General features: G+C 71.8%; 20 protein-coding genes and 1 tRNA gene. 9 read left to right on the top strand and 12 right to left on the bottom strand.

The genetic code is table 11. The features are described from left to right. Nucleotides 1-111: 111 nt before the first annotated feature. Both AB0M30_RS03655 and AB0M30_RS03650 read left to right on the top strand, forming a co-directional pair. Nucleotides 112-1,092 carry a metallophosphoesterase gene (locus AB0M30_RS03655; protein WP_199191435.1) on the top strand — a complete coding sequence of 327 codons (981 nt, stop codon included), beginning with the start codon at nt 112-114 and terminating at the stop codon, nt 1,090-1,092. Between the two features lie 29 nt (nt 1,093-1,121). Continuing rightward, a tRNA-Pro gene (locus AB0M30_RS03650) sits at nt 1,122-1,195 on the top strand. A 52-nt stretch (nt 1,196-1,247) separates the two neighbouring features. On the opposite strand, the gene AB0M30_RS03645 is transcribed toward AB0M30_RS03650, so the two are convergent. Next, entirely contained in the window at nt 1,248-2,018 is a 771-nt protein-coding gene (locus tag AB0M30_RS03645; RefSeq protein WP_364579344.1) for a methyltransferase domain-containing protein, read from the bottom strand. Nucleotides 2,019-2,057: 39 nt separating this feature from the next. On the opposite strand from AB0M30_RS03645, the gene AB0M30_RS03640 reads away from it, so the two are divergent. Beyond that, complete coding sequence (locus AB0M30_RS03640; RefSeq protein WP_364579343.1) at nt 2,058-3,908, top strand: prolyl oligopeptidase family serine peptidase; 1,851 nt, start codon at nt 2,058-2,060, stop codon at nt 3,906-3,908. A 40-nt stretch (nt 3,909-3,948) separates the two neighbouring features. Here AB0M30_RS03640 and AB0M30_RS03635 read toward each other — a convergent pair whose 3' ends face one another. From AB0M30_RS03635 to AB0M30_RS03615, 5 genes are read right to left on the bottom strand one after another with little or no spacing between them, the layout of a single operon-like run. Continuing rightward, nucleotides 3,949-4,173: a tautomerase family protein gene (locus tag AB0M30_RS03635; protein ID WP_364579611.1), complete on the bottom strand. Its 225-nt coding sequence runs from the start codon at nt 4,171-4,173 to the stop codon at nt 3,949-3,951. Further along, nucleotides 4,167-5,186, bottom strand: coding sequence for a GNAT family N-acetyltransferase (locus tag AB0M30_RS03630; protein ID WP_364579340.1), 1,020 nt, complete (start codon nt 5,184-5,186; stop codon nt 4,167-4,169). Before AB0M30_RS03630 ends, AB0M30_RS03635 begins: the two co-directional genes overlap by 7 nt. Next, the gene (locus AB0M30_RS03625; RefSeq protein ID WP_364579609.1) at nt 5,183-6,220 is read right to left on the bottom strand and encodes a hypothetical protein; all 1,038 of its coding nucleotides are present in this window, start codon (nt 6,218-6,220) and stop codon (nt 5,183-5,185) included. Before AB0M30_RS03625 ends, AB0M30_RS03630 begins: the two co-directional genes overlap by 4 nt. 26 nt (nt 6,221-6,246) lie before the next feature. Beyond that, nucleotides 6,247-7,287, bottom strand: a complete 1,041-nt coding sequence (locus tag AB0M30_RS03620; protein ID WP_364579338.1) for a GNAT family N-acetyltransferase — start codon at nt 7,285-7,287, stop codon at nt 6,247-6,249. Continuing rightward, a complete protein-coding gene (locus AB0M30_RS03615) occupies nt 7,284-7,991 on the bottom strand; it encodes a hypothetical protein (RefSeq protein WP_364579606.1) in 708 nt (235 codons plus the stop codon). Before AB0M30_RS03615 ends, AB0M30_RS03620 begins: the two co-directional genes overlap by 4 nt. Before the next feature lie 321 nt (nt 7,992-8,312). Between AB0M30_RS03615 and AB0M30_RS03610 the strand changes: the two genes are divergently transcribed. Genes AB0M30_RS03610 through AB0M30_RS03590 form a run of 5 tightly spaced genes read left to right on the top strand, consistent with a single transcriptional unit; the run spans nt 8,313 to nt 14,362 of the window. After that, nucleotides 8,313-9,323, top strand: a complete 1,011-nt coding sequence (locus AB0M30_RS03610) for a glycosyltransferase family 2 protein (protein ID WP_364579336.1) — start codon at nt 8,313-8,315, stop codon at nt 9,321-9,323. Beyond that, a complete protein-coding gene (locus AB0M30_RS03605; RefSeq protein WP_364579333.1) occupies nt 9,320-10,561 on the top strand; it encodes an ATP-grasp domain-containing protein in 1,242 nt (413 codons plus the stop codon). Before AB0M30_RS03610 ends, AB0M30_RS03605 begins: the two co-directional genes overlap by 4 nt. Further along, the gene (locus tag AB0M30_RS03600; protein ID WP_364579332.1) at nt 10,558-11,805 is read left to right on the top strand and encodes a hypothetical protein; all 1,248 of its coding nucleotides are present in this window, start codon (nt 10,558-10,560) and stop codon (nt 11,803-11,805) included. Before AB0M30_RS03605 ends, AB0M30_RS03600 begins: the two co-directional genes overlap by 4 nt. Nucleotides 11,806-11,831: 26 nt before the next feature. Continuing rightward, on the top strand, nt 11,832-13,643 hold the full coding sequence (locus tag AB0M30_RS03595) for a carbamoyltransferase C-terminal domain-containing protein (protein WP_364579330.1): 1,812 nt from the start codon (nt 11,832-11,834) through the stop codon (nt 13,641-13,643). Beyond that, nucleotides 13,640-14,362, top strand: a complete 723-nt coding sequence (locus tag AB0M30_RS03590; protein ID WP_364579328.1) for a hypothetical protein — start codon at nt 13,640-13,642, stop codon at nt 14,360-14,362. The genes AB0M30_RS03595 and AB0M30_RS03590 overlap by 4 nt, the downstream gene beginning before the upstream one ends. Here the strand turns inward: AB0M30_RS03590 and AB0M30_RS03585 are convergent. The 5 genes from AB0M30_RS03585 to AB0M30_RS03565 all read right to left on the bottom strand — a co-directional run bounded on the left by AB0M30_RS03585 (nt 14,328) and on the right by AB0M30_RS03565 (nt 18,128). Further along, a complete protein-coding gene (locus AB0M30_RS03585; RefSeq protein WP_364579326.1) occupies nt 14,328-14,954 on the bottom strand; it encodes a TIGR03085 family metal-binding protein in 627 nt (208 codons plus the stop codon). The two genes, AB0M30_RS03590 and AB0M30_RS03585, sit on opposite strands and share 35 nt — an antisense overlap. A gap of 47 nt (nt 14,955-15,001) precedes the next feature. Then, on the bottom strand, nt 15,002-16,390 hold the full coding sequence (locus AB0M30_RS03580) for a glutamate decarboxylase (RefSeq protein WP_364579323.1): 1,389 nt from the start codon (nt 16,388-16,390) through the stop codon (nt 15,002-15,004). A gap of 88 nt (nt 16,391-16,478) precedes the next feature. Then, the gene (locus AB0M30_RS03575; protein WP_013230585.1) at nt 16,479-16,955 is read right to left on the bottom strand and encodes a DNA starvation/stationary phase protection protein; all 477 of its coding nucleotides are present in this window, start codon (nt 16,953-16,955) and stop codon (nt 16,479-16,481) included. A gap of 43 nt (nt 16,956-16,998) precedes the next feature. Continuing rightward, complete coding sequence (locus AB0M30_RS03570) at nt 16,999-17,421, bottom strand: organic hydroperoxide resistance protein (RefSeq protein WP_013230586.1); 423 nt, start codon at nt 17,419-17,421, stop codon at nt 16,999-17,001. Between the two features lie 134 nt (nt 17,422-17,555). Then, nucleotides 17,556-18,128: an NAD(P)H-dependent oxidoreductase gene (locus AB0M30_RS03565; RefSeq protein ID WP_364579321.1), complete on the bottom strand. Its 573-nt coding sequence runs from the start codon at nt 18,126-18,128 to the stop codon at nt 17,556-17,558. Nucleotides 18,129-18,255: 127 nt separating this feature from the next. Between AB0M30_RS03565 and AB0M30_RS03560 the strand changes: the two genes are divergently transcribed. Beyond that, the gene (locus tag AB0M30_RS03560) at nt 18,256-19,308 is read left to right on the top strand and encodes an alpha/beta hydrolase (RefSeq protein ID WP_364579319.1); all 1,053 of its coding nucleotides are present in this window, start codon (nt 18,256-18,258) and stop codon (nt 19,306-19,308) included. Nucleotides 19,309-19,393: 85 nt separating this feature from the next. Here the strand turns inward: AB0M30_RS03560 and AB0M30_RS03555 are convergent, their stop codons facing one another. Then, nucleotides 19,394-19,924 (bottom strand): hypothetical protein, encoded by a 531-nt coding sequence (locus AB0M30_RS03555; RefSeq protein ID WP_364579318.1) that lies wholly within the window; start codon nt 19,922-19,924, stop codon nt 19,394-19,396. Nucleotides 19,925-20,283: the final 359 nt, after the last annotated feature.

The following is a 20,283-nucleotide window of genomic DNA, read 5'->3' as shown; positions in this document are numbered from 1 at the left end:
CCAAGCCCCCCGGCCTGATCTCCCGTATCCGGGCCGACGCAAATGCTAAGCGCGAGGTTCCCCGGAACGGCGGCGAAGTCATCCAACTGTTGAGCACGTATCCTGGAGTTCGTGAGCACGCTCAGTAACACACGCACGTCGGGGGCGACGGCCGCGCGCCTCGCCGCGGGGACGGTCGCGCTGGGAGCCGCGACCCTCGGTTACGCCGTCGGCATCGAACGGCGCCGCTGGACCCTCCGCACCGCCGAACTCCCGGTGCTGGCGCCCGGGTCCCGGCCGTTCACCATCCTGCACGTCTCGGACCTGCACATGCTGCCCGGCCACCACAGCAAGCAGCGCTGGGTCGCCGCGCTCGACGAGCTAAACCCGGACCTCGTCGTCAACACCGGCGACAACCTCTCGCACCGGACAGCCGTCCCGGCGGTGCTGCGGGCGCTGGGCCCGCTGCTCGACCGGCCCGGCGTGTTCATCTTCGGCAGCAACGACTACTACGCGCCCAAGCCGAAGAACCCGGCCCGCTACCTGATGCCGCGGGGCAAGAAGAAGCGCATCCACGGCGTCCAGCTGCCGTGGCGCGACCTGCGCGCGGCGTTCGTCGAGCACGGCTGGACCGACCTGACGCACGTCCGCCGCACGATCGACGTCGGCGGGCAGCGGGTCTTCGCGGCCGGCGTCGACGACCCCCACCTGCGCCGCGACCGCTACGCCGACATCGCGGGGCCGGCCGACAGCGGCGCGGCCGTGCGCCTCGGCGTGACGCACTCGCCGGAGCCGCGGGTGCTGGACACGTTCGCCACGGACGGTTACGACCTGGTCCTCGCGGGCCACACCCACGGCGGCCAGCTCCGGCTCCCGGGCTACGGCGCCATCGTCACCAACTGTGACCTGGATCGCAGCCGGGCGCGGGGGGCGTCGCGGTGGGGAGCGCACATGTGGCTGCACGTCTCGGCCGGGTTGGGGACGTCGCCGTGGGCCCCGGCCAGGTTCGCGTGCCCGCCGGAGGCGAGCCTGTTGACGCTGGTCCCGCGCGGATCAGGCACCGAGGAACCGCGTAAGGCGGCCCGCCGGAAAGCCCGCGACACCGTCCGCTAGACTTCTCCACGACCCGTTAAGCAGTACCTCGGGGTGTGGCGCAGCTTGGTAGCGTGCCTCGTTCGGGTCGAGGAGGTCGTGGGTTCGAATCCCGCCACCCCGACGAGTAAGAGCCGGTGTCTTCGGACACCGGCTCTTCTGGTTTCAGCGCCGGTTCATCGCGTGGCCGTCACCTCGACCCAGCACTGGCTGAAGTCCCCGTCGCCGCTGCGCACCCACGTCTGCGCCGAACGAGCCGCACTTGCCAGCTGGTCGCGGTCGCGGCCGAACCGCGGGTCCGCCACCGCCTCGCTCAGCCGGGACTCCACGTACTTCGCCAGCCCCCGGTACGTCATGTCCTCGCGGTAGCGGGCGCGCGAGACGATCCCGGTGAACCCCGCCGACGCGCAGTGGTCCGTGATCGTGCGGCCGGCGAACGGGTCGCCGCCCGCCCGGCGGCGCAGCAGGTAGTGGCCGCGCAGCGCGGCGTCGACGTTCGCCGTCTTCGGGCGCAGGCGGGCCTTGCTCCAGTCCGATGTGGACAAGGCCAGCCGGCCGCCGGGGCGAAGCACCCGGTGCAGCTCCGCCAGCGCGTCCCGTGGGGCGGCCAGGTGCTCGAACAGCGCGTGGGAAAACGCCACGTCCACGCTGCCGTCCGCGAACGGCAGGTCGTACGCCGACGCCACCAGGAAGTCCACTGTGGAGCGTCCGGCGCGGCGGGCCGCGTCCCGGGCCATCGCCACCTGGCCCGCGTCGCGGTCGACGCCCGTCACCCGGGCCTCCTCGGCCAGGCCCAGGGTGATCGAGCCGGGGCCGCAGCCGAGGTCGACCACCCACATCCCCGGCCGGAACAGGGGCTGGGCGAACGTCGCCCGCTCCGCCGACGTGCGCGCGGACATCATCGACACCGCGTCTCGCCCGTAGCCCGGCGCGTAACCCTCCAGCACCCCGCACACAGTACGGCCAGAAGGTGGCAGGATCGAGGGGTGAGCACGCAGTCAGCCAAGCAATTCCCGCCCGCGGTGGTCCCGGACCGGCTGTTCGACGACGCCGAAGCCGAAGCCCGCTGGCGCGCCCGCTTCCACGCCCCGCGCATCTCCGTGCCCGAGTGGGCCCGCGACGCCCCTGACGCCAACGTGTACGTCTCCAACGCCAGCGGCGTCTGGGAGGTCTACGCCTGGAACCGCGCGACGGACGAGCACCGCCGCGTCACCGACCGGCCCAACGGCACCCTGCACTCGACGCCGTCCCCGGACGGCGAGTGGATCTGGTGGTTCGACGACACCGACGGCGACGAGTTCGGTTCCTGGGTCCGCGAGCCGTTCGCCGCGACCGAGGGCAGCAAGCCGGAGAAGGCCGTGCCGGACGTCCACGACGGCTACCCGGCCGGCCTCGAGATCGGCACGCGCCTGGTCGCGATCGGCGTCTCGACCGACGACGGCAGCGAGCTGTTCGCCCGGGTCGGCGGCGAAACGCGCCGCTTCTACAGCCACCCGGACGACGCCGGCATCGCGTCCCTGTCCCGCGACGAGAGCCTGATCGTGATCTCGCACTCCGAGCACGGCGATTCGCGCCACCCCGCGCTGCGAGTGCTCGCGACCGACGGGTTCGGGACCGTCGCCGAGCTGTGGGACGGCGAGGGCAAGGGCCTCTCCGCGCTCGAGTTCTCCCCGCTGCCCGGTGACCAGCGCCTGCTGGTGCTGCACGAACGCCGGGGCCGCGAGGAGCTGCTGGTCTGGGACGTCCGGGCCGGCACCGAAACCGAGATCGAGCTGGACCTGCCCGGCGAGGTCGTCGCGGGCTGGTACCCGGACGCGCGCGCCCTGCTCGTCGTCCACTTCCACGAGGGCCGCAGTTCGTTGTACCGCTACGACCTCGACACGGCCGAATTGTCCTCTGTGGACACCCCGGCCGGCCGGATCGGCGGCGCGGGCGTCCGCCCGGACGGCACGGTCGAGTACTCCTGGTCCAGCGCCGCCGAGCCGACCGCCGTGCGTGCGCGGACCACCGACGGCACCGACGCGATCCTGCTCGAGCCGCCGGGTGAGCGGGCGCCGGGGTCGGAGCCGGTGATCGACGCGTTCGTCGAAGGCGTCGGCGGCCGGATCCACGCGCTCGTCTCGCGGCCGTCGGGCGCGCCGGACGGTCCGCTGCCCACGGTGTTCTCCCTGCACGGCGGCCCGCACGCGGCGGACGAGGACCGCTTCTCCGCCTACCGCGCGACCTGGCTCGACGCCGGGTTCGCCGTGGTCGAGGTCAACTACCGCGGCTCGACCGGCTACGGCTCGGCCTGGCGCGACGCCATCGAGGGCCGGCCCGGCCTGACCGAACTGGAAGACGTCGCCGCGGTCCACGACTGGGCCATCCAAAGTGGACTCGCCGACCCGGCGAAGTGCGTCGTGAACGGCGCTTCGTGGGGCGGCTACCTGTCCCTGCTCGCGCTCGGCACGCAGCCGGCGCGGTGGGCGGCGGGCGTCGCCGGGGTGCCGGTGGCGGACTACGTCGCCGCGTACGAGGACGAGATGGAGCAGCTGCGCTCGTTCGACCGCGCGCTCTTCGGCGGCTCGCCGGAGGACGTGCCCGCGGTGTACCGGGAGTGCTCGCCGATCACGTACGTCGACGCCGTGACGGCACCGGTGCTCGTGCTGGCCGGCGACAACGACCCGCGCTGCCCGATCCGCCAGATCGAGAACTACCTCGACCGGCTCGGCGGCCGCGACCTGCACCACGAGTTCTACCGCTACGACGCGGGCCACGGCTCGCTGGTGATCGCCGAGACGATCAAGCAGACGTCGATCGAGGTCCACTTCGCGCTGCGGGCCCTCGGCCTGCGCTGACGCACCCGCCGGGAGACCTGCCCGGTCTCCCGGCGGCGGCTCAGCGTTCGGAGTGCAGGACGCCGCCGGTGGCCCAGTGGTCGGCACCGACCTCGACGAGCGTCACCTGGACGCCTTCGGGCTTGCCGCCGCAGGTGCGGATGAAGGCGTCGGTCAGCTCCCGGACCAAGGCGCTCTTCTGGGCCGGCGTGCGGCCGGGGAACATGGCAACGCTGATCATCGGCATGGCGGCTCCTGCGGGTAGGCGACGCCCGGAAGCTAGCACCACGCCGGGATGGCGGCCGCGTACTGGGGTACGAGCCGCGCGCCGAGCGACGCCTTCATCTCGGCCATCTTCTTCCCGAACACCACGGACGCGCGCCCGTTCTCGATCGCCCAGCGCACCGCTTCGCCGTAGAAGTGGAAGTACAGGTTGGGCCGGCCGCCGTCCTCCGGCCGGAGCGCACCCCAGTGCCGCGCGATCGGCCGCGCCGGGTGGTCGAACAACGTCGCCAGGGCGAGCAGCCGGCCGGTACGCGTGTCCCGGTACTCGATCACCCCGACATCGGGCTGGCGCAGCAGCGCCGTCAGGTAGCCGGTGAAGTGCGGCAGCGGCACGATCGGCACGTCACGGTGCTTGTGCTCGTTCACCCGGAGAACCTCCGCGACGGCGACCGGGTCGGCGTCCTTCCCCGGCACGAACCGCACCTCGACCGACGGATCGGCGTCGAAGGTGCGGAAGATCTTGCGCAGGTTCTGCTTCCGCTTCCGGGCCAGGGAGTTCATCCAGTCGTCGCGGGAGCCGAACTCCGCGAGGTCGAGCACGGCGATGTCCTCGGTCTGCCGCACCAGCCGGAACCGGCCGGAGGCGGCGTCCCGGCCCGCCGCGCCGATCTGCCGCAGCAGCAGCCCGCCGAACCCCGGCCCGAGCGCGGCCCGCATCGCCGGGACGTACGTTTCGAGCAGCCGCCGCACGCCGCCGTCGGCGTCGTCGTCCGCGAACCACCAGCCGGGTTGCGAACTCGCGCCGGGCCCCCGGACGTCGAGCCCGCCCACGCGGCCCCGGCCCGCCCCCGCGAACCGGTACCGCCGGGTGCGGCCGGTCACCCACGCGGCGCTGACCACCCCGCACGGCCGGTCCCCGTCCCGGAACACCGTGATCGGCTGCGGGGTCCGCGCGGCCCAGGCCTGGGTGACGAGCACCTCCCAGCTCCAATCCGCCCGGAGCCCGGCTCGCTCGCGCAACGCCGTCCAGTACGCCGGTTCCGGGTCGTGGCGCGGGTCGAGGACGTCGATCATCGGCCCAGCACCGGCCGGGGCACGGCCACCGAGAACAGGCTCCGCGTGCCGAAGCCCAGCGCGGACTTCTCGGGCAGCATGGCCCGGCCCGCGGTCAGCTCCGGCCGGCGGGCGGCGATCATGTGCGCCACGCACTTCGCGTAACAGTCGACATAGAGACCCTTCCGGCCGCCGGCCGCGCTCGGCCGCGCCGCCCAGTGGTGGACCGCGCAGCCGCTCTCGTGGTCGATCATCGTGTTGAAGCCGAGCAGCCGGCCGGCGCCGTCGCGGTAGGTGCGGGTCAGCACGTCCGGCCGCCGGACGAGCGCGTCGAGGTACCCGGAAGCGATCGGGCTGCGGGTGTCCAGGTGCAGCCCGCCGACACGCGAGCGCTGACCACCCGCCCACGCGCGTTCGTCCTGCCGGGCGCGGTGGGCGTTGAGCAGCACCGCCAGCTCGTGCGGGTCGAGGTCGGTGCGCCCGAACGCCGCTTCGGTGGCGACGTCGGCGTGCAGGTACCGCCGGACCTCGGCGCTCAGCGACGCCTCCCACTCGGCCGGCGTGGCATACGTGTTGCGCAGCACGGCGGCCGGATCGATCTCGCGGCTGATCCGGCCGCGGCCCGCCAGCGCCGGCACCAGCTCCGGGTTCATCGCCCGGTAGACCACCCCGAGCAGGCCGGCACCGACGTACCGCCGCAGTGCCCGTTCGAACTCGCGGATCGCCTCGCGCCGCGAAGGCACGTCGACGTCGTCGTCGAAGACGCACGCGGGATAGCCGCTCAGCAGCGGGAGGTAGACCTCGGCCCAGCGCAGCGGGAACCGGCCACCGGACACCGGCGCGAACTCCCGCGCACCCCAGCCGCGGCACACCATCACCGACAGCGCGCCGACGACCCGGGCGCCCCGCCGGACGACCGCGAGCACCGGCGGGTTCTTCGCCAGCCACGCCTCGCGGCGCAGCAGCTCGTAATCCCACACGGGCGGCAGGCAGCGGCCGCGGAAGCCGGCCCACCCCTCGGGCGGCGGATCGGTCCGGGGGTCGTGGACGTCCACGACCGACGTCGTCGAGGCGGGCGCGGTCACCGGCCGAGCACCGGCCTCGGTGCCGCGGCCGCGTACAGCTTGCGCGGCAGGAAACCCAGCTCCTCCTTGAGCTCGTTCATGCCGCGGCCCGCCGAGAGCTCCTTCGCCCCGCGCTGCGTCATGAACCGCACCGCGCGGACGTAGGAATCGAAGTACAGGCCCGAACCCCGGCCGCGCTCGTCCAGCGGCAGCGCCGCCCAGTGCTGCATGCAGGGGCTGTCCGGGTGGTCGAGCAGGGTGTTCACCGCGAGCAGCCGGCCGCCGGGGTCGGCGTAGGTGAGCGTGTGCACGTCCGGGCGCCGGACGAACCGGTGCAGGAAGCCCGCCGACGGGACCGTGCGCGTGTCCAGCGGCAGCTTCCCGTAGCGCTCCCGGTGCGCCTTGACCAAGGCGGCGACCTCGGCGCCGTCGACGTCGTCGCGGCCGGGGCCCCCGCGGACGACCAGCTCCGGGTCTTCGGCGATCCGGCGGCGCCGCCGGCGCAGGCTGGAGCGCCGGGCACCGGGGAGCGTCTTGAGCCAGTCCTCTTCGGACTCGAACCGGTTCTCCAGCACGGCCGTGGGCTGCGCGAGCCGGACCAGGCGGCCCCGGCCCGCCGTGTGCCCCGCGAACTCCTCGTCGATCGCGCGGTAGAGGACGCCGAGCAGGCCGGGCCCGAGGTGGCGCCGCAGCGCCCGTTCGAACTCCCGGAGCAGCCCGGCCCGGTCGCCTGCCGGGAAACCCGGCGCGAACACGATGCCGGGGTAGCCGCTCAGCCACGGCAGGAACACTTCGGCCCAGAACGGCCGCAGCGATCGCCGTCCCGGCGCGGGCGCGAACCGCGGAGCCAGCCGCGGGTAGCAGACCAGGACGGACATTCCGGCCACGACCTCGCCGCCGTCCGTCGCGACGGCGATCCGCTGCGGGTTGCGCGCGCCCCACGCCTCGAGCCCCAGCAGCTCGTAGTCCCACACCGGGTGCAGCCGCGCGGTCCGGAAGAAGTCCGCCCAGCCCGCGGGTGCCGGGTCCACGCGGGGATCGTGGAACTCGAACCTCATGTGAGGACGACCGGGGTGCCGTGGCGCGGGCAGGGAGCGATCTCGCCGCGCACCCCGCCGGCCGGGAGGATGTCCACGAACCGCGGGGAATCCTGGCGCAGCAGGGTGAAGGCGAGCCCGCCGTCCGTCGGCCGCGCGTAGACGTGCGGCCAGTCGAGGTGCCAGCGGCCGCAGTTCCCCAGGGCGCCGAGGTACCCGAGCACCGGGTCGTGCAGCACGCCGTAGGGACCGCTGTCCAGCGAGTCGAGTTCGCGGTGCGGCACGGCCTCGACGCGGTCTTCGCCGGGGAACGCGGCGATCGCCTTGTCGTCACCGACCACGAGCACGCGGTGCCCCCGCTGCAGGGCGGCCGTCAGCTCGCGAAGCACCGGCGCGTTCGGCCCGTCCGGGTCCGCGACGCAGCCGCGCACCCCCTTCGGCAGGTCGGCCGGCGGCCGCAGGTCGTCCGGTCCGAGCAGGACGACGAGGCTCCCGGGCCCGGGAGCCCGTGCCGTCCGCAGCACCCGGCCGAGACCGCGCACGGGATCGGGCCGGGACGCGCCGCCGGCGAGCGGCACGAGGTCGACGAGCTTGTGCACGGCTTCCGCGAGGGGCGCCGCGCCACCGTTCGTCCCGGTGCGACCGGGCACGACCACCGGGTCCTCCCGGCCGTCGAGCGCCCAGCGCTCGCGGTAGAACGGCACGGTGGCGAACGCCGACCGCACCGCCCGCCGATAGGCGGCACGCCACACCAAGGACACCCCCGGATTCCCCATGGCGCAGGAGTCTGAGCCATCCGGTCGGCTTTGGGAAGCAACTTCGCGGAAGAACAGACCGAATGCCCTAAAGTCGCGACTTCCTCCCTGGGCTGAAAGGAGGAATTCCCGCCGAAGCCGTCCCCAAACGGAACCTTTTCTGCTTATAACTCGCAGGTCGCACAGACAGGCAAGCCGCCTTACCGGATCCACTGGGGGATTCATGAGTAGTAATACCACGTTCGGTGACCGAATGACCACGAGACCGGCCCTGCGCGCCAGGCGCCGTCGATGACCAGGACTTTCCCTGGACCGACCCAAAGTGGACTCAGCGTAGTCATTCCGTGCTTCAACGAAGTTGAAAACCTCGAACCGTCCTATCGGGAAATAACCAACGAACTAGGCCACTACCCGCTGGAACTGTTTTACGTCGACGACGGGAGCACTGACGGGTCACTGGAAGTGATCCGTTCACTGGCGGCCGGCGACCCGCGCGTGCGCTATCTGTCCTTTTCACGCAACTTCGGGTTCGAGGCCGCCTTCTCGGCCGGTTACCGGTATGCGGCGAAGCCGTGGATCCTGCACGTCGACGCCGACCAGCAGTTCCCCGCCGCCGAGGCGGAGAAGCTGATCGCGGCGGCCGAGCAGGGCAACGACGCGGTGTTCGGCGTCCGCACCAACCGCCAGGACCCGCGGCTGAGGCGCTGGGGCACCGCCGCGTTCCACTTCCTCGGCCGGCGCGTGCTGCGCATCGAGATCCCGCCGGGGGCCACGGCGTTCCGGCTGGTCCGCGCCGAGCTGGCCCGGAAGATCGTCGACCTGCGGCTCGGCACGCCGCACTTCCTGGCCACGGTCCCCCGGCTGACCAGCCGGTACACCTGCGTCCAGGTGGCGCACCGGGCCCGCGAGCGCGGCGAGTCGAAGGTGGGCTTCGGCTTCCTGGCTTCGCACGCCATCGAGCTGTTCGTCGGCTTCACCAGACGATTGACGACGGCGGCGTCCGTGACGGCCCTGATCGCCGGCGGGCTCGGGGTACTGGCCGCGGGTGCGGCCACCTTCGGGCTGCTCGGCGCGAGCGCCACGGCCGCGCTGCTGTTCGCGCTGCTCAGCGTGCTCCTGGTCGTCCTGTCGCTGACCGTGCGCTACCTCGTCGTGGTCGGCGCGGGGCAGCCGCGGCCCCGGCAGTTCTACGTCCGGGAAGCGAACGTCGTCGTCGACGCGGACGACCGGCTCTTCACCTCGGCGGACCCGGCGGGTCCCCGGCTCATCGATGTGCAACTGGGGAAAGGCGTTTCAGCGTGACGAGTTCGAACAACGACCCGGCGAGAACCCTGGTGATCCTGGGGGGCGCGGACGGTTCGGTCAGCACCTACGAGCGCGCGCGGGAACTGGGGTTCCGCACGCTCTGCGTCGACGTCCGGCCCGGTGCGCCGGCGGTGGCGTACGCGGACGAGTTCCTGCAGGTCAGCGTGCGCGCACCGGAGCAGATCGCGGCCGCGCTCGACGGCCGCCGTGACCTCGCCGGCGTGCTGAGCCCGGCCAGCGACGTCGGGCTGCCCGCACTGGCGTGGCTGACCCGGCACTGGGGCATGCCGGACCCGCTGCCCGTGGCCGCGGTCGAGGCGTCGACCGACAAGTCCGTGTTCCGCGCCCTCTGCGACCACCTCGGCCTGCCGGGCTACCGCAGCGTCAGCGGCCGCCCCGGGCCGGAACTGGTCCACGCGGCCCAGCAGCTGCGGTTCCCCGCCCTGGTCAAGCCGGTCGACTCCTCCGGCAGCCGCGGGGTCGTCTCCTGCCCCGGTCCGGGCCGGTTGACCGCGGCGTTCACCGAGTCGCTCGCGTTCTCCCCCTCCGGACGGCTGGTCGTCGAGGAACACCTCGACGGCTCCCACTTCACGATCGAGGCGCTGGTCGTCGGCGGCCGGATCGTCTTCCACGCCGTCACCGAACGAACGCTCACCCCGCCGCCGTTCTTCGTGACGTCGTCGCACCTGCTGCCCGCCGAGCTGCCGGCGGACGCCGAGCTGCAGCTGGTCGAGGCCCTCGACCTGATCTGCACCGAGCTCGGCTACCGGAGCGGGCCGCTCACGCTGGACGCCGTGCTCGGCCGGGACGGGCAGCTGTACCTCGTCGAGATGGGCGCGCGCATGGGCGGGAACGGGCTCGCGGAAGCGATCGCGCAGTGCCACGGCGCCGACCTCATCGCCGCCGGGATCGCCACCGCGACCGGCGACGAGGTGCGGCTGGAGCTGCACGAACCGAAGCCGACGCTGGTGCACGTCCTCGCGTCCGACCGCGGCGGGCACCTGTCCCGGGTGGACGGTGCCGAGGACGTGCGCGCCATGCCCGGAGTGGTCGGGCTCCACCTGTTCGCCGACGAGGGTTCGTTCGTCCGGCCGTACGAGCAGGCGGGGTACAAGCTGGGTTACGTCGTGCTCACCGCCGGCTCGGTGCCCGAGCTGCTCACCGCGGAGAACGCCGTGCGCGGCACGCTGAAGTTCCTGCTCCACGAGCAGGACATGGCGGTACCGCTGCCGTGACGGGCCCCTCGGTCGCCGCCGTACCGGCCGTGGCACCGCCACGGCCGGCGGTGGTGCTCCGGCTGCTCGCCGGCCGGGGCGCGTTCCGGCTGTCGGTCCAGCTGATGGGGCTCGTCCTGATCACCGCGTGGGGCGCCGGCGACTACGGGCGGTTCGCCACCGCGCTCGGCCTGGTGACCTGGCTGAACTTCATCCCGGGCGCGGCGGAGAAGTCCGCGCTCAAGGCCCTCCCGCGGCTGCGGCTGACCCGGGACGCGGTCGCCGCGCTCGCGGTCCGGCTCGCCGCGGTGCCGGTGCTGGTGGTGCTGGCCGCCATGGCCGTCGCCCTCGTGGTGGCACCGCGGTCGGACGCGGCGCTGTACCTGACGGCGGCGGCGTGGTCGATCTCCGGCGGGCTGCTGATGACCGTGTCCGGTCTGCACCGGCTGCGCGGAAAGTCCACTTTGGACGCGGCAGCGTTCACCGCCGGTTCGGCCGTGGTCGCCGCCGTCACCTGCGTGACGTGGGCGGTGCGGTGGCCGCCCGGGGCGCACCTGGCGATGCTGCTCGGCGGTCTCCTGGTGATCCTCGGCGCTTCGGTCGCCCTGCTGCCCCGGCCGTGGCTGCGCGGCGGGGGGCTGCCGGAGCACCGGCTGCTGCCCGCGTTCGGGCGCAGCACGGTCCTGCTCGGCCTGACCGAAGTGCTCGACGTGCTCGCGACGTCGGTGGTGTTCGGCGTGTTCGCGCTGTCCGGGCGGACCACCGAAAGCGGCCCGTTCTACCTGGCCCTGCTGGTTTCGAGCGCGTTCTGCTCGCTGCTGTTCTACCAGCTGAGGGTGCACCAGCCGACGGCGTCGTGGCGGATGCGCGGTACCGGCGCGGCGGCCGGCCGGGCCCGGGCGGCCGAGCTGCTGAAACTGGTCGAGCGCGGCGGGATCGCGTTCGCGGTACTGCTGGGCGCCGGTCTCGCCGTGCCGTCGACGCGGGCGGTGCTCACGGCCGACAGCTACGTCGTGCTCGGGGTGCTCGTGCTCGTCGAGACGGCGTTGTACGCGACCGGGATCTACGCGAGCTTCCTCGTCGAAAACACCAACAGCAAGGTGCTGACGCTGACGTCGGGCGCCGCCGTCGTCTCACTGGCCGCGACCGCCGTCGCCGCGGCCCTGCTCGTCCCGCCGCTCGGGCCGGTGGGCGGGTTCGCCGCGCTCGTCCTCGCACTCACGGTCAAGGCCGCCGTCCTGCGGCGCTTGATCCGCCGTCACTGATGTCTGCACAAGGGGAGAAGGAAGTCATGTACGTACTGGGCATCAGCAGGGTCCACGACTCGGCCGCGGCACTCGTGCGCGACGGCGAGATCATCGCCTTCGCCGAAGAAGAACGCTTCACCCGCGTCAAGCACGACGGCGGCTTCCCCGCCGAGGCCATCAAGTTCTGCCTCGACCGCGGCGGGATCACCCTCGCCGACGTCGACCACGTCGCCTACTACTGGCAGCGCTGGAAGGAAGGCATCCACGCGGCCAAGGTGTTCGCGCGGTACTTCCCGGGCACCCTTGACGTCTTCCGCAACGACAACGGCGACGAGGGCGGCAAGTCGGCGGGGATGGTGGACACGTTCAAGACCGGCGGTGGCTCGGGCAGCGACGACTACCACGTCGGCGGCGCGGTCCTGGCGCACATCAAGCGGTCCTACACCCTCGCGCAGGACGTCAAGGACGCCGCGGAGTGGACCGGCCCCACGAAGTTCAAGACGCACCTGGTCGACCACCACCGCGCGCACGCGGCCAGCGGCTACTTCATCTCGCCGTGGGACGAGTCGGCCGTGCTCACGTTCGACGGCATCGGCAGCGACGGCACGGCCACGTACCTCGCGCACGGTCGCGGCGACCGGATCGCCGACCTGCGGCGCATCAAGTTCCCGCACTCCCTCGGCGCGATGTACGCCGGCGTCACCGGCTACCTCGGCTTCTACCCGACTCGCGACGAGGGCAAGATCATGGGACTCGCGCCGCTGGGCGAGGACACCTACGTCGACGCGTTCAAGCAGCTGATCCACCTCGACGACGACGGCGGCTTCGAGCTGGACCTGAGCTGGTTCGGCCACCACCGGACCGGCAAGCACGTGATGGCGAAGAAGTTCACCGACACCTTCGGCCCGGCGCGGCCGAAGACCCGCGTGACGGCCGAGAACCCGGTGCCGCAGCACTACTGCGACATCGCCTACGCCCTCCAGGTGACGCTGGAGGAAGCCGGCCTGCACCTCGCGCGGTGGCTCCAGCGCGAGACCGGCTCGAAGCGGCTGTGCGTCGCCGGTGGCGTCGCGCTGAACAGCGTCATGAACGGCCGCATCCTCCTGGAGACGCCGTTCGAGGACTTCTTCGCCCAGCCCGCGGCCGCCGACGACGGCTGCGCGCTCGGGGCCGCGCTCGAGGTCTCGGTCGGCAAGTACCACCGCCCGCGGCCGCGAGCCGGCTACACCTACACCGGGCCGGACTACACCGAGGCCGAGATGGAGGTGGCGTTGCAGGACGCCGGCGTCGAGTACACCCGCGTCGCCGACATCGCCGCGCACACGGCCGCGAAGGTGGCGGAGGGGCGCATCGTCGGCTGGGTGCAGGGCCGGATGGAGTGTGGGCCGCGGGCGCTCGGCAACCGCTCCCTCGTCGCCGACCCGCGCGACCCCGAGTCGAAGACCCGGATGAACGAGAAGGTCAAGCACCGCGAGGCGTTCCGCCCGTTCGCGCCGTCGTGCCTGGCCGAACGCGCGGGCGAGTACTTCGTCAGCGACTACCCGTCGCCGGTGATGCTGCTGGTGTTCGACGTGCTGCCGGACAAGCGCGCCGAGGTCCCCGCGATCACCCACGTCGACGGGACCGCGCGGGTGCAGACCGTCAGCCAGGAGGACAATCCGCTGTACTACCGGATGATCAGCGAGTTCGAGAAGCTCACCGGCGTGCCGATGGTGGTCAACACGTCGTTCAACGACAACAACGAGCCGATCGTCGCCAGCCCGCAGGACGCCATCGCCTGCTACCTGAAGACCGACGTCGACGCGCTGGCCCTCGGCCCGTTCTGGGTCGAGAAGCCGCAGCTGGAGGAAGAATGACGACGACCTCGGCACCAGCCCCGGTCACCCCCGGCCGGGGCTGGGTCGCCGCGCTGTACCGGCAACGGCGGTGGCTGTGGCTGGCCGCCGCCGTCCCGGCCGTGGTCACCGCGTTGCTGATCATGGTGGTGCTGCCGCCGGACCAGACGCTGGACAACGTCGGCGACTGGGCGTTCAAGCTGTGCCCGTTCGTCTTCGCGGTGCTGACCGTGTCGCTGTTCCCGCGCGGCAAGTTCGGGCCCGCACTGATCGTGTTCGCCGTGTTCGTTTATATGTCCTATTTGGACACCGAGCTGGTGATGCGGGTCCAGCAGTTCGCGCGGGAAGCGCCCACGAACGACGACGCGTTCCAGCCGGTGTACCAGTTCGAGCTGTTCGTGACGACGTTCATCGTGCTGTTCGCACTGCTGGCCTACCGCCTCGGCGGCGGCCGGACGGCGAACGTGCTCAAGGTGGGTGTCGCGTCGATCCTGGTGGTCATCTCCGGCGTGAACGACCTGACGTTCTGGGCGCTCAACGACGTCTGGTCGGCCGGCACGAAGCCGACCGAGCTGAAGTGGGCGTCGCACATGATCGTGTTCCTCGGCGGGCCGCCGAGCATCCCGGCCGCGGTCGCGTTCATGGCCGTGCACCTGGTGCTGGCCGCGATCGTGGTCGCGCTGCCGGTGGGGCGGTGGGTGACGGTCAGAGTCCGCGGTTCGCAGCCTGCAGCTTCGTGACGGCGGCCGCGTCGCCCTCGAAGTCCAGGTTGACGGCGTCGCGGCCGAACACGAACAGCAGCAGGTCGACGGGGTCGCCGACCACGGTGACCGGGTCCGGCCCGGTCTTCACGGCGGCCTCGCGGCCGTCACGCGTCTTGAGCGTCACGCCGACGGGCGCCTTGCGGAGGTTGAGCTTGGCTCCCTGTTTGGCCGCGCGCCAGGCGGCGGCGTCCCGGGTGGGGTCCGCGGGCCGCGGTTCCCAGCCGTCCTGCGCGCGCCGGACGTCCTCGTGGTGGACGAGGAACTCGGCGGTGTTGGTGAGTTCGTCGAGCGGGCCGATCGCGGTGGGCCAGAACTTCGACGGGCCGCTCCGCACCTGCTCGACGAGGTTCGCCCAGGGTTTCGCGGCGTAGCGGTCCTGCACCTTCTTGGTGTACCCGGCGAGCGCGGGCACGAGGATGCCGGGGGCGGCATCCGCCCGGTGTTCGCGCACGACCAGGTGCGCGGCGAGGTCCCGCGTGGTCCAGCCCTCGCACAACGTCGGCGCGTCCGGCCCGAGATCTTCGAAGAGCGCACTCAGCGCCCGGCGTTCGTCAGCAGCGACACCCATGACGTCGACGCTACCCGCCGGTAGCCGCCCTGGCGACGCGATGTGAGCTAGTGGTGGAACGCGGTCGCCTTCGCCGGGTCCTTCGGGCGCCCGCCCAGCTGCTCCAGCTCCGGGAGCACCCGCTTCAAATCGGCCAGCAGCAGGTCCGCCAGGTCGTGCGTGAAGCCGTTGCGGACCACGATCCGCAGCACCGCCAGGTCCGTCCGGTTCTCCGGGAACGTGTACGCCGGGACGAGCCAGCCCCGCTCACGCAGCCGGCGGGACACGTCGAAGACGTCGAAGCCGACGTCCGGGCGGGTGGTGAACGCGAACACCGGCAGCTGATCGCCCCGGGTCAGCAAGGAGAACGGCCCGAGCGAAGCGATCCCGGACGACAAGTGCACGGCGACGTCACGCGAAGCCTGCTGCACCGCGCGGAACCCGTCCCGGCCGAGCCGGACGAACGTGTAGTACTGGGCCGCGACCTCGGCGCCCGGGCGGGAGAAGTTCAGCGCGAACGTCGGCATGTCGCCGCCGAGGTAGTTCACGTTGAACACCAGCTCGGCCGGCAGCGCGGCCTTGTCGCGCCAGATCACCCAGCCGACACCCGGGTACACCAGGCCGTACTTGTGGCCCGACGTGTTGATCGACGCCACGCGCGGCAGGCGGAAGTCCCACTCCAGGTCCGGGTCGAGGAAGGGGGCGATCATCGCGCCCGAAGCGCCGTCGACGTGCACCGGGATGTCCCAGCCGGTGCGCTCTGCCAGCGAGTCCAGGGCCGCGGCGATCTCCGCGACCGGCTCGTAGCTGCCGTCGAACGTCGACCCGAGGATCGCCACCACGCCGATGGTGTTCTCGTCGCAGCGCGCCACGGCTTCGTCGGCGGTGAGGTGATACCGGTCGCCGTCCATCGGGACCAGCCTCGGCTCGACTTCCCAGTACTCGCAGAACTTCTCCCAGCACACCTGGACGTTCGCGCCCATGACCAGGTTCGGCTTCCCCGCGCGGCCGAGGCGGGCCCAGCGCCGCTTCAGCGCCATCCCGGCGAGCATGCACGCTTCCGACGACCCGGTCGTCGAGCAGCCCATGATGTCGGCCGGGTCGGGCGCGTGCCACAGGTCGGCCAGGATGTTCACGCAGCGCCGCTCCAGCTCGGCCGTCTGCGGGTACTCGTCCTTGTCGATCATGTTCTTGTCGACGCACTCGGCCATCAGCTCGCGGGCTTGCGGCTCCATCCACGTCGTGACGAACGTGGCGAGGTTGAGCCGCGCGTTGCCGTCCAGCATCAGCTCGTCGCGCACGAGCTGCAGCGCGGTGTCCGGCGGCAGCGAGTCCTCGCGCAGCTTGTCGTGCGGCATGACGAAGCCCGCCGCGAGGGCCGGGTTCGCCCCGGCGTAGAGCGGGTTCGTCCCCGCCGTGCGGTCCGGGCGGTCGGCTTTCCCCTGATGCAAGACCATGCCACCGAACGTACTGGGCCCGGACGCACAAAAAGGGCCGCTCCGTCCGGAACGGCCCCTTTGGTGGAAAAATCAGCTGGCGGGAAAATCAGGCCTGCTGGGCCTGCCACATCCAGTGCGCCTCTTCCAGCGCCCGGGTGATCTCGATCAGCAGGTCCTGCGTGACGAGGTCGCTCTTGTCGGTCTCGTCGATGCGCTGGCGCAGCCGCTCGATGAGCGCGGCCAGGATGTCGACGATCGCGGCGACCGTGGCCTCGACCGACTGCCAGTTGTCCGGGTACTCGGGCACGCCCGAGCTCTCGACGACGGTCTTCGCCTTGCCGTTCGGCGAGATGCCGATGGCGTTGGCGCGCTCGGCGACCTCGTCGACGTACTGGCGCGCGGTGTTCACGAGCTCGTCGAGCTGCAGGTGCGCACTGCGGAAGTTCGAGCCGACGACGTTCCAGTGCGCCTGCTTGGCGATGAGGGACAGGTCGACCAGGTCGACCAGCGTCGCCTGGAGGGCGTTGCCGGTGATCTCCTTGTCGGCCTCGGAAAGCGGGCTCTTGATCGGAGACTTGCTCATCTGGCGTGATCCTTTCCTCGGACTCGTGCGGAGTGGTCGGGGGTCAGACGGTGGCGGAGAGCGCGACCTCGATGTTGCCGCGGGTCGCGTTGGAGTAGGGGCACACCTGGTGCGCCTGCTCGACCAGCTGGTCGGCCTGGGCCTGGTCGAGGCCCGGCAGCGAGACGTTCAGCGCGACGCCGAGGCCGAACCCGACCTCCTGCTTGAGCACGCTGACCTCCGCGGTCACGGTCGAGCCGTTCAGCGGGACCTTGGCCTGACGCGCGACCAGCTGCAAAGCGCTGTGGAAGCAGGCCGAGTAGCCGGCGGCGAACAGCTGCTCGGGGTTGGTCTTGTCCCCACCGGGGCCGCCCATCTCCTTCGGGATGGCCAGCGACTCGTCGATGACGCCGTCGGACGACGTCACTTCGCCGTTGCGGCCGTCGCCGCGTGCCGTTGCCACCGCGGTGTAGATCGCCTGACCCATGCTCAGCCTGCCTTCTGTCGCGGACGCTCCACAGCGAGCGTCTCACTGGGCACAACATCCCGCACCCGCGGAACCGTGCCCCCACATGGCGGGCATCACGTCAATGGCGTACCCGGCGACCCCGGGGCGAAACGCTATGCGGTGCGGGTCACGGCGAATTCGGCGACCTGCCGCCCGATCAGGCGAAGGGTGCGGACGCTCTTCTCGTCCGAGGCCCCGCCGGCCTCGTCGAACTTGGTCTCGGCGGAGTTGATCGAGCCACCCAGCGGGGTGGCCCAGCCGCGCAGGGCGTGCGTGATCGTGCGGAGCTGCTCGAGCGTGGTCACCGCGGCCTGCCAGCCGTACGCGACGGCGGCGAGGCCGACCGCGCGGCCGTCCAGGTAGGGGCGGCGGTCTTCCCGCAGGTCCTCGACGTAGTCCAGGGCGTTCTTGACCAGGCCGGACAGCGCGCCGTGGTAGCCCGGCGAGACGACGATGATCCCGTCCGCCTCGCGGATGGCCGCCACCAGCCGGGTGGCCCGCTCGTCGCGCTCCGGGACGCCGGCGTCGTAGAACGGCAGCACGAGTTCCGGGCCGGTGATCAGCCGGGTCCGGACGCCCGCTTCGGCCGCGCCGTCGAGCGCGATCTTCAGCGCGCGTTCGGACTGGGAGCCCTCACGCAGAGAGCCGCCGATCCCGAGCACGTTGATCGTCCTGGCTGAAGTCACGTTTTCCAGGCTAACCCCTCGACTTAACTGGAGGACCAGAGTCTGGGACGGAGGTCCCGGTCACACCTGGACCAGCTACCTACTGGCAAGTAACCTAACCTCCAGTCCCGAGGCTGTTGGAGGAACCATGGCGATCCCGCTCCCGGTCCGTGCCCAAGCGGCCGCGTCACAGCTGGCGTTCTGGCTGCCCACGCCGGTGCGGCGGGCCGCCGCGGGCCGGACCGTCCGCATCGACGGCCAGGACCTCGCGCTCGACGCCCAGCTTCTCCTCCGACTCCAGAGGATCGCTCGAGCCGAGCTGGTGCGCGGCTCGGTCGATCGGTCACGCGCACTGCTCGACGCGGCCAGGCACCTGGTCAGCGGCAAGCCGATCGAGCCGGTTTCGGTGCGCGAAATCGCCGTTCCGACGCCTGATGGCGACTTGCCCGCGACGCTGTACACGCCGGTGGGGCTGCCCGAGGAGTCGCCGCTGCTGGTGTTCTTCCACGGCGGCGGCTGGGTGATCGGCACCCGCGCGAGCCACGACAACGCCGTCCGCTTCCTGGCCAAGCACGCCGGGGTGCGGGTGCTGTCGATCGAGTACCGGCTGGCCCCGGAGTTCCCGTTCCCAGCGGCGACGGAAGACGCGCTGGCGGCGTTCGACTACGCGGTGGCGAAGGCGGGCGACCTGGGTGCCGACCCGGCGCGGATCGCGGTCGGCGGCGACAGCGCGGGCGGCAACCTCGCCGCCGTCACGGCCCAGCAGGCCGTCCGCCGCGGCGGGCCGGCGCCGGCGTTCCAGCTGCTGATCTACCCGGCGACGGACTTCGCGCGGCGCTACCGCTCGCAGGACCTGTTCGCCGAGAACCTGTTCCTGACCGACGTGCACATGAAGTGGTTCGAGGGCCATTACGTGCCCGAAGGCACCGATCTGACCGACCCGCGGCTCTCGCCGTTGCGCGCGGACGACCTGAGCGGCCTGCCGCCGGCCTTGATCGTCACGGCGGGGTTCGACCCGTTGCGCGACGAAGGGGAGGCGTACGCGGAGAAGCTGCGCGAGGCGGGGGTCGAGGTGGCGCTGCGCCGGCACGAGGACCTGATCCACGGGTTCATCAACTTCACCGGCGTCGGTACCCGGTTCCGGGAAGCACTGGCGGAGATGGCCGGCGCCCTGCGGCAGGGACTGTCCAAAGTGCACTGAACCGCCCAAGAACGCCCGGGAACGCCGGAGCCCGGCGCGGAGAAATGTCCGCGGCCGGGCTCCGGGCCCCCGGTTTCCTTCGTGGCTACGACCCCGGCAGCGGCGGCACCGGGAGGGGCAGCGGCGGCACCGGCAGCCCGCCGAGCAACCCGCCCAGGATGCCGGTGACGGCCGCGAGCAGCGCCTTCACCAGGTCGCTGACGATCTTCAGCGGGCCGGGCAGATCGGGCAGGGACGGGATCGGCAACGGCAGCGGCGGCAGCTGGCGCGCCTTCGCCGTCGGGTCGGCCAGCAGCCGGGTGGACTCGTCGGCACGGCCCTTGGCCAGGCCCGCCAGCTGCCCGGTCTCGGTCTGGACCGTGTAGCGCTTGCCGGCCGCGATGTCCCCGAGCACCGGGCTCAGCTGACCGAGGTCCGTCCGCGTGGCACCGACGTTGCCTGCGTAGGCCACCTTGGTGAGGTCGTCACGCATCTGGAGCACCTGCGCGGCGAGGGCCTGGGTGCTGGAGGAACCCTTGCCCCCTCCCGGGCTCGCCGACGCGATCCCCGCCGTCGCCACCGCCAGCAGACTGCCGGCAGCCACCAGGGCGATGACTCGCCCGAACTTGGCTTTCATTCCTTACCTCCTGGCATCGAGACCTGACGGGGTAAATCGATACCCCCCGTGTCGGAGATAAGCCACCCGATCACCGATTCGGGACGTTTAACACCCTTACGTGCCGGATCTGAATGAGGCGAACTGGCCCGCATTGGATTAACCCCGGAACCTTGCCCGTCCCCCTGAAGATCATCATGACCGATTCCGAGGATCACTGCTGGTAGCATCCGTCCACTATGGAACGTTTCGGTAACCCACACGAGTGTAAACAGTGATCATTTAGCTTCATCACTCCGTCGGACCGCGTGTCCCGACTGCTCCAGATGGGGCGTCCCCCACGCTCGCCCCGCCACCCACACGGTTCCCACCGAGGTGGC

This window comes from Amycolatopsis sp. NPDC051716 (assembly GCF_040681595.1).
GTDB lineage: Bacteria > Actinomycetota > Actinomycetes > Mycobacteriales > Pseudonocardiaceae > Amycolatopsis.
This window is presented reverse-complemented; position numbering and strand designations above follow the sequence as displayed.